Source organism: Mesorhizobium sp. CA5 (assembly GCF_020165105.1).
Classification (GTDB): Bacteria; Pseudomonadota; Alphaproteobacteria; order Rhizobiales; family Rhizobiaceae; genus Mesorhizobium.
The window spans coordinates 118,294-131,932 of sequence record NZ_JAIUHJ010000014.1; the positions used below are offsets into that span (position 1 = coordinate 118,294).

General features: G+C 63.4%; 11 protein-coding genes. 3 read left to right on the forward strand and 8 right to left on the reverse strand.

Annotated features, from left to right (window positions below):
* Positions 1-163: 163 nt before the first annotated feature.
* The 7 genes from LB529_RS19185 to LB529_RS19215 form a co-directional block, all read right to left on the reverse strand.
* Complete coding sequence (locus LB529_RS19185) at positions 164-1,516, reverse strand: FGGY-family carbohydrate kinase (RefSeq protein WP_224711986.1); 1,353 nt, start codon at positions 1,514-1,516, stop codon at positions 164-166.
* Complete coding sequence (gene rhaM, locus LB529_RS19190; protein ID WP_181181204.1) at positions 1,513-1,827, reverse strand: L-rhamnose mutarotase; 315 nt, start codon at positions 1,825-1,827, stop codon at positions 1,513-1,515. Before rhaM ends, LB529_RS19185 begins: the two co-directional genes overlap by 4 nt.
* Entirely contained in the window at positions 1,827-2,828 is a 1,002-nt protein-coding gene (locus tag LB529_RS19195; RefSeq protein ID WP_224711987.1) for an ABC transporter permease, read from the reverse strand. Before LB529_RS19195 ends, rhaM begins: the two co-directional genes overlap by 1 nt.
* Positions 2,825-3,802, reverse strand: a complete 978-nt coding sequence (locus LB529_RS19200; protein ID WP_224711988.1) for an ABC transporter permease — start codon at positions 3,800-3,802, stop codon at positions 2,825-2,827. Before LB529_RS19200 ends, LB529_RS19195 begins: the two co-directional genes overlap by 4 nt.
* The gene (locus LB529_RS19205; RefSeq protein WP_224711989.1) at positions 3,799-5,340 is read right to left on the reverse strand and encodes a sugar ABC transporter ATP-binding protein; all 1,542 of its coding nucleotides are present in this window, start codon (positions 5,338-5,340) and stop codon (positions 3,799-3,801) included. The genes LB529_RS19200 and LB529_RS19205 overlap by 4 nt, the downstream gene beginning before the upstream one ends.
* 185 nt (positions 5,341-5,525) lie before the next feature.
* The gene (gene rhaS / locus LB529_RS19210) at positions 5,526-6,521 is read right to left on the reverse strand and encodes a rhamnose ABC transporter substrate-binding protein (RefSeq protein ID WP_201413304.1); all 996 of its coding nucleotides are present in this window, start codon (positions 6,519-6,521) and stop codon (positions 5,526-5,528) included.
* A gap of 54 nt (positions 6,522-6,575) precedes the next feature.
* A complete protein-coding gene (locus LB529_RS19215; protein ID WP_140844017.1) occupies positions 6,576-7,385 on the reverse strand; it encodes a DeoR/GlpR family DNA-binding transcription regulator in 810 nt (269 codons plus the stop codon).
* A 188-nt stretch (positions 7,386-7,573) separates the two neighbouring features.
* Between LB529_RS19215 and LB529_RS19220 the strand changes: the two genes are divergently transcribed.
* The 3 genes from LB529_RS19220 (at position 7,574) to ggt (ending at position 13,081) form a co-directional block, all read left to right on the forward strand.
* Positions 7,574-9,676: a bifunctional rhamnulose-1-phosphate aldolase/short-chain dehydrogenase gene (locus tag LB529_RS19220; protein ID WP_224711990.1), complete on the forward strand. Its 2,103-nt coding sequence runs from the start codon at positions 7,574-7,576 to the stop codon at positions 9,674-9,676.
* An 89-nt stretch (positions 9,677-9,765) separates the two neighbouring features.
* Entirely contained in the window at positions 9,766-11,058 is a 1,293-nt protein-coding gene (rhaI, locus tag LB529_RS19225; protein ID WP_224711991.1) for an L-rhamnose catabolism isomerase, read from the forward strand.
* A 286-nt stretch (positions 11,059-11,344) separates the two neighbouring features.
* Complete coding sequence (ggt, locus tag LB529_RS19230) at positions 11,345-13,081, forward strand: gamma-glutamyltransferase (RefSeq protein ID WP_224711992.1); 1,737 nt, start codon at positions 11,345-11,347, stop codon at positions 13,079-13,081.
* 4 nt (positions 13,082-13,085) lie between these two features.
* On the opposite strand, the gene LB529_RS19235 is transcribed toward ggt, so the two are convergent.
* Positions 13,086-13,433, reverse strand: a complete 348-nt coding sequence (locus tag LB529_RS19235; protein WP_224512899.1) for a hypothetical protein — start codon at positions 13,431-13,433, stop codon at positions 13,086-13,088.
* Positions 13,434-13,639: the final 206 nt, after the last annotated feature.

Sequence of the window (13,639 nt, forward strand, 5' to 3'; positions counted from 1 at the left end):
CGGCACCTTCTCCCCGTTGAACGGGGAGAAGAGAGCTGTGGCCATGCCGACACGCATTTCCGCGGCGTTGAAAATTGGCGAAATCGCCGGTGACGGCCTCTTTCTCCCCGTCACTATACGGGGAGAAATGCCCGGCAGGGCAATGAGGGGCAGAGCCAACCTATCAAGTAGAGCGGCGCCAAGCCCGAGCATATCCGCCCCAGGACTGATCGGTCGGTGGTTCCGTGCGCTCACCCTTGCTCATCGCGATGACGCGATCTGAGGCTAACAAGGCCGCGCCGATGCTGGTCCCGGTCGAGGTCTCTGACGCAATGACCGGTCGCTCGGTAGCTGCCGCCAGCATTCTGATGAAAAGCGGGTTCTGCGCGAAAGGTCCCTCGACGGTCGTCGGTCCGTCGCCGCCGATCAATTCCAGGCAGGTCGCGGTCGTCAGCGCCAGATAGAACGAGATGGTGGCGAAGCGCTGGCCGGCGCTTAGGTTCTCGGCATTGACCCATTGCGCGCCGCGATGCGGAAACGGTCCCGAACCCCGCTGAGTGGCAGGCAGGAGCAGCACCTGCCGCGCCAGAACGGCGGCAACATCGTCTTCGCTCCATTCCTGGCTTTGGCCGTCGGTCAGAAGCGAGAACTCGCGCCCACCCATGAAGCGCGCCGAAGGCACCGGATCGCCGAGCGCGTTGACATTGACCAGGGTGTCGCGCGCCGGGTCGAGCTCGACCCTCCTGCCGCCCACCGCCATCGACACCACCCATGTGCCGGTCGAGACGACGGAGAAGGGCGGTGTGTCGGATAAAAGGTGCGGCAGCAGCGAGGCGTTGGAATCGTGCAGTCCGCAGAACACGGGCGTCTGCGGGTCGAGCCCTGTCCGCCGCGCCAGCTCCGGCAGGATCGGGCCAAGCCGATCCTTTGCCGGTCGCACCGGCGCCATCAGCCGGCGCCAGCCCATCCTGTCGACCAGCGACGAGTAATCGGACGTCCAGGGATTCCAGAGATCGGTGTGGCAGCCGAGCGAGCTCACCTCATTGGCGGCGACGCCGGTCAGCCGCAGCGCCCAATATTGCGGATACATCAGCATCGCGGCGGCCATAGCGAAGTCCGCCGGGAAACGCTTCTGCTGCCAGAAGAACTGCGCGCCGAGATTGAGACCGATGGGCAGCCGCGGCGTGCCGGTTTCGCCGAAGGGCGGACGCACGGCGTCATAATCGGCCGCAAGCTGGTCGGGGCCGTCGAATTCGTAATCGAGCACAGGCAGCACCAGTTCGCCCGAGCCGTCGACCAGCGCGCCGGTCGCGCCATGCGTGGTGATCGAGATTGCATCGATCCGCCGTTCGCGGTTGAGATCGGCGAGGCTGTTTAGGATGAACGTCCACAGCGCCTCGACATCGTGATGCGGGTAGGGCGCCTGCCGCACTGGCGCGTTGGCGATACGGCGCAGCCCAATCTCGCTCAGCGTCGCGAGATCGACCAGCGCCATCTTGGCGTTGGTCTTGCCGATATCGATGACGGCGACGATCATGCCATATGGAACACGGTTTCCAGCGGCGCCGCCACCGGCTCGTTGTCGGGTTTGGTCTCCATGACATCGGCCATGTGCGCCCACCAGCGCTGCATCACCGGGTGCTTCGGAAGATCGGCCATGCCGTGATCATCGCGGCGCCACAGCACCCCGAACAGGATGTTGGTCTCCTCGTCGAGATGGATCGAATAGTCGGAGACGCCGGCCTCTCTCAGCAGCGCGACCAGCTCGGGCCAGATCTCGTCATGCCGGCGCTTGTACTCGGCCTTCATGCCGGGATTGAGCTTCATCTTGAAGGCGTATTTCTCCATCAGGCGAAGCGCCCTTCGCGCAGCCGCCGCCAGACGATCGGCAGCGCAATGACGATGATCAGCAGCAGGCCGATGAAGATCGACATGACAATGCCGGGCACATTGAGCAGTCCGAGGCCGAACGTCACCAGCCCCATGATGAAGGCGGCGAGCACGACGCCCAGGATGCTGCCGGCGCCGCCGAGGATCGACACGCCCCCCAGCACCACCATGGTGATCGCCTCGAGCTCGTAGCCCTGCGCGATCGACGGCCTTGTCGAGCCGAGCCGTGAGGTGATCAGCACCGAGGCGATGCCCGACATCAGCCCGGTCAGGCAGAACAGGATGAATTTTATGCGGTCGACGCGCACGCCGGAGAACTGGCAGGCGACGGGGTTGTTGCCGATGGCGAAGACGCGGCGGCCGAAGCTCGTGCGGTGCAGCACGAACCAGTAGATCAGCGCCGCGACGAGGAACAGCGCCAGCTCGAACGAGAAGACCCACCAGACATAGCCCTGGCCGAAGAACGCGAAGCCTTCCGGATAGCCTTTGTAGGCCTGGTCGCCGAGGATGATGAAGGCGATGCCGCGAAACAGGCTCATCGTGCCGATGGTGACGACGATGGAAGGCAGGCCGAGCCGGGTGACAAGCAGCCCGTTGCAGGCGCCGCAGCCCAGTCCCACGACGACGCCGATTGCCACCAGCACCGGTGTTCCCACGCCGGCCTGCAGGGCCATGCCCATCATCGTCGAGGCTAAAGCCACGATCGCCGCGACCGACAGGTCGATCTCGCCCGAGATGATCAGCAGCGCCATGGCTAAAGCGATCAGGCCCTTTTCGGTGAAGTTGAAGGTCAGGTCCGACAGCGACCATGGATCGAGGAAGTAGGGCGAAGCAAAACTGTTCACCGTGAAGATCAAGACCGCGATGATGACGAGCAGCGCCTCCCAGGAGAAGATCGCTGACGACAGCGGCTTGTCGAGCCGGTCGGGGATACGGCGCGGGGCAGGGGTGTCGGTCATGCCGCTTCCGCCTTTCTCAGGATGATGCGGCCCTGCCGGCGCTCGCCGCGCGCGTTGAGCACCACGGCCAGGATGATGGCGCTTCCCGAAATCGCCATCTGCCAGAAGGGCGAGATATTGATGACCGGTAGCGCGTTGGAGATGATGCCAAGGAAAAGCGCGCCCAGCACCGCGCCGCCGACCGAGCCGATGCCGCCGGCGATCGAGATGCCGCCGATCACGCAGGCGGCGATGATGTTGAGCTCATAGCCGTTGGCGACCTCGACTGAGGCGATGACGTAGCGCGAGATCCACAGATAGCCGGCGAGCCCGCCGATCATGCCGGAAATGCAGAACACGATGAATTTGGTGCGGCCGACATCGATGCCGGCATAGACCGAGGCGGTCGGGTTGACGCCGATGGCGTAGATCGAGCGGCCGATCTGCGTGCGCGTCATCACCAGGAAGAACAGCGCGATCACGATGATCGCGATCCAGGACAGCACCGGCAGGCCGACGAAGGCGGCGCGCTGGAAATTGATGAAATCCGAGCTCATCTGGTCGGCATTGACCCAGGCGCCGCCCGAGACGACGAAGGTGGCGCCTCGATAGATCGTCAGCGTGCCCAGCGTCACCACGATCGACGGGATGTTCAGCCGCCACACCAGGAAACCGTTAATGGCGCCAAGCACCAGGCCAACGGCGAGAGCGATCACGATCAGCACCGGGATCGGGATCGCCGGATGCGCGGCGTTGAGCATCGCCACCACCATGCCGGTGAAGCAGAGGTTGGACGCCATCGAGAGATCGATCGAGCGCGTCAGGATCACCACCATCTGGCCGAGCGCCAGGATCATCAGGATCGAGGTATCGTTGAACACCTGGCGCAGATTGGCGGGGTCGGCGAAGCCGGGGAAGCGTGTCGAGATCAGGCCGATCAGCACGACGATGCCGGCGAGCAGCCAGATCTCGCGATATTTGAGGAAGCTCTTCATGCCGCGATCCCCGCCGCCGTTCGAACCAGCGTCTCGGCGTCCAGCCATTTGTTGTCATAGGTCGCCGCGATGCGGCCTTCGCGCATGACCACGACGCGGTCGGACATGCCGAGGATTTCCGGCAGTTCCGACGAGACCATGATCACCGACAGGCCTTGCGCGACCAGTTCGGCCATGAAGCCGTGCACGGCGGCCTTGGAGCCGATGTCGATGCCCTTGGTCGGCTCGTCGAGGATGATCACCTTGGGCGTGGTCGCCAGCCATTTGGCGATAACGACTTTCTGCTGGTTGCCGCCGGAAAGCGTGCCGACATCCTGGCTGAGCGATGAGGCGCGCAGATCAAGCCGCTCGGTGTAGGAGCGGGCGAGCGAAAACTCTTCCGCGAGCCTCAGCACGCCGGATTTCGAGGTGCGCTTCAGCGACGGCAGCGACACGTTCTGGAAGATGGGCAGGCCGATCACCACGCCTTGCTTGCCGCGCTCTTCCGGCACGTAGACGATGCCGGACTCGATCGAATCCGCCGCCGACTTCGGTGCGATCGTCTTGCCGTCCAGCGAAATCGCGCCCCGACTGGTGCGGGTGATGCCGGCGATAGCCTGCATGACCTCGCTGCGCCCGGCGCCGACCAGCCCGTAGAAGCCGAGGATCTCGCCCTTGCGCAATTCGAAGCCGATGTCGTCGAACTCGGTCGGATGCGACAGGCCCGAGACGGACAGCACCGGCGCGCCGATCTTCGGCTCGCGCTGCGGAAAGATATGGTCGACGTTGCGGCCGACCATCATGCGCACAATCTCGTTCTGGCCGGTGTCCTTGAGCAGGCCCTCGCCGACCATCTCACCGTCGCGGAAGACGGTGTAGCGGTCGGCGATGCGGTAGATCTCGTCGAACTTGTGGCTGATGAAGAGCACCGCCTTGCCTTCGCTCTTCAGGAATTCGATCAGGAGGAAAAGCTCCTCGATCTCCTTCATCGAAAGTGCCGCGGTCGGCTCATCCATGATGACGATGCGCGCGTCGATCGACATGGCGCGTGCCACCGCCACCAGATGCTTATTGGCGATGCCGAGGTCCTTCAGCCGCGCGTCAGCGTCGATATGGCCGGCGCGCATCGTCTCCAGCACCTCGCGGGCGTTCTTGCGCATGGTGCGCCAATCGATGGTGCCGAAGCGGGTGCGCGGCGCATGGCCGAGAAAAATGTTTTCGGCGACCGAAAGATCATCGAACAGCACTGTCTCCTGGTGGATGGCGGTGATGCCGTGGCCGAAGGCGGCATGCGCGCTGGGCAGCGTCGTGGTCAGGCCGTCGATGCCGATCTCGCCTGAATCGGGCTGGTAGATGCCGGTCATGATCTTGACCAGCGTCGACTTGCCGGCGCCGTTCTCGCCGATCAGCGCCGTCACCTGTCCGGGATAGAGCGACAGGCTGACATTGTGCAGCGCGCGCACGCCCGGGAAACTTTTCGAGATGCCTGAGAGCGTCAGGCGAGGAGCGGAGGCGGGGAGCCGCTCCTTTACCGTGCCGTCATGGGCCGTCGTGTCCATAGTCGTATCAAGCCCGGTCAATCTATTGCGTGTAGACTTCCCCTCACCCGACCTCCGCTTCGCTCGGTCGACCTCTCCCCGAGGGGAGAGGAGATTTCCGAGCTTGGCTCCAGGCCCTTCTCCCCGGCGGGGAGAAGGTGGCCGCGAAGCGGCCGGATGAGGGGGGCAGCGCCATCAGTCCGAGATCAATAGATCTTGGAGAACTTCTCGATGTTGGTCTTGTCGAACTGGAAGGGCGGAGCCATCGCGGCCGAGTTGGTGTCGTCGAGCGTCACCTTGCCGACGCGGCCGATCGACAGCGTGGCGCCGGGCTTGGCTTCTTCCTTCTTCACCGCCAGGTCATGGGCGAGGTAGATCGCCGAATAGCCGAGGTCGATCGGGTTCCAGAGAGCGACAGCCTGCGAAGCGCCGTTGTCGATGAACTTCTTGAACTCCGATGGCAGCGCGAGGCCGGTGACGTTGACCTTGCCGATCAGGTTCTCGTCGGTGACAACCTGCGCGGCGGCGACGACGCCCACCGTGGTCGGCGCGATGATCGCCTTGAGGTTCGGGTAGGACTTCAACAGGCCCTTGGCTTCATCCGTGCTCTTGGCCGAGTCGTCATCGCCATAGACAGTGGCGACCAGCTTGATCTTCGGGAACTTCTCCGGCAGCACCTTCTTGGCCGCTTCGATCCAGGCGTTCTGGTTGGTCGCGGTCGAGGAGGCCGACAGGATGGCGACATCGCCGCCTTCCGGCAGATAATCGGCGGCGAGCTTGATGATGGTCTCGCCGATCAGATTGGTGTCGGACGGGTTGAGGTGGAGCTGGCGGCCTTCCTTGGCGACGCCCGAGTCCCACGAGATCACGGTGATGCCGCGCTCCATCGCCTTCTTCAGCACCGGCACCAGCGCGTCTGCATCATTGGCTGAAACGGCGATCGCATTGACCTTCTGCGCGATCAGCGAATTGATCACCTCGATCTGGGCTTCGGCGGTAGCCTTAGTCGGACCGGTATAGATGACATCGACATCGCCCAGTTCCTTGGCCGCTTCCTCGGCGCCCTTGTTGGCGGCGTCGAAGAAGCCGTTGCCGAGCGACTTCACCACCAGCGCGATCTTGACGTTCTCGGCATAGGCGGCATTCACGAACATGGCGGCGGAAAAGGCCGCCGTAACCAGCAGTTTCTTCAAAAAGCTCATCGAATATCCTCCCTTGAGCGTTGCATTCCATCGCCGCTGCGGGCGCGAGTTTCCTCAGGCCTGCAGTGAAGATTCCTCCTTGTCGCTTGACTGTCCGCGGGCGACGATCAGCGCCACGCCCGCCGTTTCCAGCATCTTGGCCTCGCGGTCCTCGATGCCGTCGTCGGTGATCACGGTTGCGATGCGCGACAGCCCGCACAGGATAAGGCTCGAGCGCATGCGGAATTTCGAGGAATCGACCAGCACCACCAGTTCGTCGGCCTGGTCGATCAGCTTCTGCTCCGCCTGGATCAGAAGCGGGTCGCCTTCCATCAGCCCGAGCGGCCCCAGCCCCTGCGCGCCCATGAACATGCGTCGCGCATAGAAGTTGCGCGTCACGTCATTGTCGAAGGGCGACAGGATGATGTTCTGCTCGCGGTAGATCGTACCACCCGACAGCATCACCGTGTTCTTCGAGTGCTTGAGCAGATGCTCGGCGATCGGGAAGGAATTGGTGAAGATCGGCATGCGGCGTCCGGTCAGGAAATGCACCATCTGGAAGGTGGTGGTGCCGCCATTGATGATGATCGGTTCGCCGTCCGCGCAAAGGTTCACGGCTTCGCGGGCGATCGCCCGTTTCTGCGCGGCGTTCAGCGTCTCGTTCACGGAAAAGGGCCGGCCGGCGAGGCCGATGAATTGCGGCGGTGAGATCGCCTCGGCGCCGCCGCGCACGCGGCGCAGGCGCTTTTGCACATGCAGCGCCGCGATGTCGCGCCGGATCGTCGCCTCGGAGGAGTCCGTCAGCTCGACCATCTCCTGCACCGTCACCACAGGCTTTTCCTGGACGGCGGACAGTATGATCCTGTGGCGCTCTTTCTCGTGCATGGTTCCTCCCTGCCCAAGCATCAGGCCTTAGAAAACGCGCAGTGTCAATCATTTCCGATCACATATTTCCATTGTGCAGTGCAATATGATCGATATTGATCGTTTGTGATTGACAAGCGCGACGCTTGCGTAGACATTCCCGGGCGAGAAATGAGGGGCGCGGCGCTCGCGCCTCAGGGAGGACACCTATGCTCGACAAGCGCTCCGGCTCGCGCCTCGCCAATCTTTGGGACGATGCAAAAGCCGAAGGGATGAGCGGTCCCGAGCTCCTGGTCTATCGCTCGAACACGCTGGGCTCCGACAAGCGCGTCACCAATTATGGCGGCGGCAACACCTCGTCCAAGGTCTGGCAGAAGGATCCGCTCACCGGCGAGGATGTCGAGGTGCTGTGGGTCAAGGGCTCGGGCGGCGACAGCGCCTCGATCAAGCTTGACGGTTTCGCCACCCTCTACATGCAAAAGCTGCGCGCGCTGAAAGGCCTTTATCGCGGCGTCGAGCACGAGGACGAGATGGTGAGCTATCTGCCCCACTGCACCTTCAATCTCAATCCGCGCGCGGCCTCGATCGACACGCCGCTGCATGCCTTCGTGCCTAAGGCTTGCGTCGACCACATGCATCCTGACGCCATCATCGCGGTCGCCGCCGCCAAGGATTCCAAGGCGATCACCAAGGAGATTTTTGGCGACGCCATCGGCTGGCTGCCGTGGAAGCGGCCAGGCTTCGAACTCGGCCTGTGGTTGGAGAAATTCTGCCTCGAGAACCCTGATGCCAAGGGCGTCGTGCTGGAAAGCCATGGCCTGTTCACCTGGGGCGACACGCCCAAGGAGTGCTACGAGACGACGATCTCGGTGATCAACCAGGCGATCGACTGGTTCGAGCGCAAATCCGAGGGCAAGGCGATCTTCGGCGGCGAGGTGGTCCAATCGCTCGACGCTTCCGCGCGCCGCGCCATCGCGGCCAAGCTGATGCCGCGGATCCGCGGCCTCATCTCCGAAAAGAGCCATAAGCTCGGCCATTTCGATGACCAGCCCGCCGTGCTCGAATTCGTCAATTCGAAGGACTTGCGGCCGCTGGCGGCGCTCGGCACCTCATGCCCCGATCACTTCCTGCGCACCAAGATCCGGCCGCTGGTGATCGAGTTCGATCCCGCAAAGCCGGATGTCGATGCCGTCATCGCGCGCCTGGCCGACGACATCGCCGAATACCGCGTCGGCTATCAGGCCTACTATGACAGCTGCAAGCATCCGGACTCGCCCGCCATCCGGGATCCCAATGCCGTGGTCTATCTGATGCCGGGCGTCGGCATGTTCACCTTTGCCGGCGACAAGGCGACGGCACGCATTTCCGGCGAGTTCTATGTCAACGCCATCAATGTCATGCGCGGCGCCTCGACGGTCTCGTCCTATGTCGGTCTGCCTGCCCAGGAAGCCTTCGACATCGAATATTGGCAGCTTGAGGAAGCCAAGCTGCAACGCCTGCCGAAGCCGAAAGCACTCGCCGGTCAGATCGCGCTGGTCACCGGCGGCGCTGGCGGCATCGGCCGCGCCACCGCCACCCGGCTCCTGCGCGAAGGCGCCTGCGTGATGCTGGCCGACATCGACGAGGCCGCGTTGGCCAGTGCCAATGACGAGCTTTCGAAAGCCTACGGCAAGGACTTCGTCCGTCCGGTGCGGATCGACGTGACGTCGGAAGATCAGGTCGCCTCGGGCTTTGCCGAGACGTCGGTCGAATTCGGCGGCATCGACATCCTGGTGTCCAACGCAGGTCTGGCCTCCTCGGCGCCGATCGAGGAGACGACGCTGGCCTTGTGGAACAAGAACATGGACATCCTGTCCACCGGCTATTTTCTCGTTTCGCGCGAGGCGTTCCGGTTGTTCCGCGCCCAGAAGATCGGCGGCAATGTCGTCTTCGTCGCCTCCAAGAACGGGCTTGCCGCCTCGCCGAACGCGTCCGCCTATTGCACGGCCAAGGCTGCCGAGATCCATCTGGCCCGCTGCCTCGCTCTGGAAGGGGCGGAGGCGCAGATCAGGGTCAATGTCGTCAATCCGGACGCCGTGCTGCGCGGCTCCAAGATCTGGACCGGCGAATGGAAGGAACAGCGCGCCGCCGCCTACAAGATGTCGACCGACGACCTCGAGGAGCATTACCGCTCGCGCTCGATGCTGAAGCGGTCGGTCTTCCCGGAGGACATCGCCGAAGCGATCTACTTCTTCGCCTCCGATATGTCCGCCAAGTCGACCGGCAACATCGTCAATGTCGACGCCGGCAACGCGCAGAGCTTTACGCGCTAAGCTTCCTTCTCCCCGTTCCACGGGGAGAAGGTGCCGGGAGGCGGATGAGGGGCAGCGCCAGCCGAACGCATTCTTGGGAGGAATAGCTTTTGTCCGAAGTGATCATTTCAGCCGACCTCGTCGCTAAGCACAACGCCGCGCACCAGGCCGATCTCGAGCGCGACTACGCCGCGCTAGGCGAGCGCCTTGACCGGCGCGGTATCGCCATCGATCCGATCCGCGACAAGGTCGAGAAATTCGGCGTCGCGATCCCGTCCTGGGGCGTCGGCACCGGCGGCACGCGCTTTGCCCGTTTTCCCGGCGCCGGCGAGCCGCGCGATATCTTCGACAAGATCGAGGACTGCGCCGTTATCAGCCAGCTGACGCAGGCAACGCCCACCGTCTCGCTGCACATCCCGTGGGACAAGGCCGATCCGAACCGGTTGAAGCAGGCGGCGTCCCGCTTCGGCCTCGGCTTCGATGCCATGAATTCCAACACCTTCTCCGATGCCAAGGACCAGAAGCTCTCCTACAAGTTCGGCTCGCTGTCGCATGCCGATGCCGGCACGCGCCGCCAAGCGGTCGAGCACAATCTTGAATGCATCGAGATCGGCAAGACGCTTGGATCGAAAGCGCTGACGGTGTGGATCGGCGACGGCTCCAACTTCCCCGGCCAGGTCAATTTCGCAAAGGCTTTCGAGCGCTATCTCGACGCCATGCGCGAGATCTATGCCGGTCTGCCGGATGACTGGCGGCTGTTCACCGAGCACAAAATGTATGAGCCGGCCTTCTATTCGACGGTCGTGCAGGACTGGGGCACCAACTACATCATCGCCAAGGAGCTCGGCGACAAGGCCTTCTGCCTGGTCGATCTCGGCCACCACGCGCCCAACGTCAACATCGAGATGATCGTGTCGCGGCTGATCCAGTTCGGGAAGCTCGGCGGCTTCCACTTCAACGATTCCAAATATGGCGACGACGATCTCGACGCCGGCTCGATCGACCCCTACCGCCTGTTCCTTGTCTTCAACGAACTGGTCGATGCGGAGCTCGCCGGTGCCAAGGGCTTCGATCCCGCGCATATGCTCGACCAGAGCCACAACGTCACCGATCCGATCGAGAGTCTGATGCTGTCGGCGGTCGAGGTGCAGCGCGCCTATGCGCAGGCGCTGCTGGTCGATCGCAAGGCGCTGGAAGGTTTTCAGGATGCCAATGATGCTTTGATGGCGACGCAGACGCTCAAAGTCGCCTATCGCATAGATGTCGAGCCGATCCTCGCCATGGCGCGGCTGAAGAAGGGCGGCGCCATCGATCCGGTCGCTGCCTATCGCGGGGCGGGCTACCGGGCGAAGGTCGCGGCGGAGCGGCCGGCAGTCGCGGGTGGCGGCGGCGGGATTGTGTAGTCAACTTCCTGTCGATCCAACGGGCGACGGCAGCGCTTGAGCACCCCCCTCTGTCCTGCCGGACATCTCCCCCGCAAGGGGGGAGATCAGCAGTTCCGCCGACGGCGCTGTTTCTTCAACGTTGGTGATTGGCGAACGCGATGGCGACATCCGATCTCCCCCCTTGCGGGGGAGATGGCCGGCAGGCCAGAGGGGGGGTGTGAAGGATTGCCAACCGTCACAATTGGCTGGACTCACCCACCTCAACGGTCTTTCCTAGGCGTCCCCCAACGCCAGGAGCACCGCCATGCCCTTGACCCGCCGGACGCTGATCGCCGTCAGCCTTTCGCTCACCTTTGCCTTCACGCCGACCACCGTCTTCGCCGCTTCGCCAACTCCCGCCAAAGGCGAGCACGGCATGGTGGTGACTGCCCAGCATCTTGCAACCGAAGTCGGTGTGGACGTGCTGAAGAAGGGCGGCAACGCGGTCGATGCCGCGGTTGCCGTCGGCTATGCGCTCGCCGTAGTCTATCCCAATGCTGGCAATATCGGCGGCGGCGGCTTTATGACCGTGCGCATGAAGGACGGCCGCACGACCTTTCTCGATTTCCGCGAGCGCGCGCCGCTCGCGGCGACCAAAACCATGTATCTCGACAAGGACGGCAAGCCGATCAAAGGCGCCAGCCTCGACGGCTATCTGGCGGTCGGCGTGCCCGGCTCGGTCGCGGGCTTCGAGATGGCGCATGAGAAATACGGGACCTTGTCGAGACAGGATCTGATGGCGCCGGCGATTGCCTACGCCAAAGACGGCTTCGTGCTTAACCAGGGCGATGCGGCTTCGTTCGCCGGCAGCGCTGACCGGCTGGCGAAGGACCCGGCGGCGGCCGCCATCTTCCTGAAGAAAGACGGCAAGCCTTATGGAATCGGCGAGAAGCTCGTTCAGCCGGACCTTGCCGCCTCCCTTTCGGCGATCTCGGAAAAAGGCCCGGACGCCTTCTACAAAGGGTCGATTGCCGATGAAATCGTCAAGGCGAGCGGCGCGAAAGGCGGCATCCTCGCCAAGCCTGATTTCGAGCAATATGCCGTGCGCGAGCTGAAGCCGGTGACCTGTTCCTATCGCGGCTACGAGATCATTTCCTCGCCGCCGCCGAGCTCGGGCGGCGTCATCATCTGCGAGATACTCAACGTGCTGGAGGGCTATCCGCTCTCCTATCTCGGCGCCGGCTCGGCCGAGACGGTTCACGTCATGGTGGAAGCCATGCGCCACGCCTATGTCGACCGCAACTCGGCGCTCGGCGACCCTGATTTCATCGACAATCCGGTCTCGAAGCTGGTCGACAAGGCTTATGCGAAAGACATCCGCGACAAGATCGACCCGTTCCGCGCCGGCGTCTCGAAGGAGCTGATGCCGAAGGGCTTCGGCGAGTCGAAGGAAACCACGCATTATTCGATCATCGACAAGGACGGCAACGCGGTGGCCGTCACCTACACGCTGAACGGCTCCTTCGGCGCCGGCGTCGTCGCCGACGGCACCGGCATCCTGCTCAACAACGAGATGGACGATTTCACCCAGAAGCCGGGCGTGCCGAACCTCTACGGCCTGGTGCAGGGCGAAGCGAACGCCATTCAGCCGAAGAAGACGCCCTTATCCTCTATGAGCCCGACGATCGTCACGAAGGACGGCAAGCCGTTCATGGTCATCGGCAGCCCGGGCGGCTCGCGCATCATCACCATCACGCTGGAGGCGATCATCAACGTCATCGACCACGGCATGGACATCCAGCAGGCGATCGACGCTCCGCGTATCCACCATCAATGGCTGCCGGACACGGTCTATGTCGAGCCATTCGGGCTGTCGCCGGACACAGAGAAGCTGCTTGCCGGCATGGGCTACCACCTCGATCTCAGCGACCAAACCTGGGGGCAGGCGGCTGGCATCCTGGTCGGTGGCAAGAGCCTGGCACAGATCGAGAAAGGCGGCGGCGCGCGCTACAACGGCGCCATCGACAGCCGCGCTGCCGCCGGTGAGGCGCTGGGATATTAATTGATCAGATGACCAGCGTGATGGTCGAAGCGATCAGCATCACGGCGGCGATGGCGACGAACAGCGCATAGATGCGCGGCCGGTCGAGTAGCAGCGCATTGCCGGAAATCCAGGCCGCCGTGGCGCCGCCGAGCGCGAACAGGAAGCCGTTGCGATGGCCGAAGGACATGGAGGCAGCCATCAGGCCGCCGATGATCAGCGCGCCGAAGACGATGATGACGGCGACCGCGTATTTCTCGAAATCATTGCCGCCACCCATCGCCGGCCCCATCGCATTGAGATTGGGCAGGTCGTCAGGGTCGAAGGGACTGGTCGAGCCATATTCGTCTTGGCCGAGGGATTCGCGCATCATTCGTTCTCCGCTGGGCGGCAACAAACCATCAACGCCTGCCGAGCGCAACCCGGCAAAACCGCCACGCCGATGCATTCGCTGCCCGGCTGATGCCGACGTGCCACGGTTTCCCGGTCGGTTTCAACGGCGCAGCGGCGTTGCGGTTCCCACAGCATGATGCCGAAAGATGCGAAGGGTTTTCCGACGATATCAGCTCCATCTCTGGC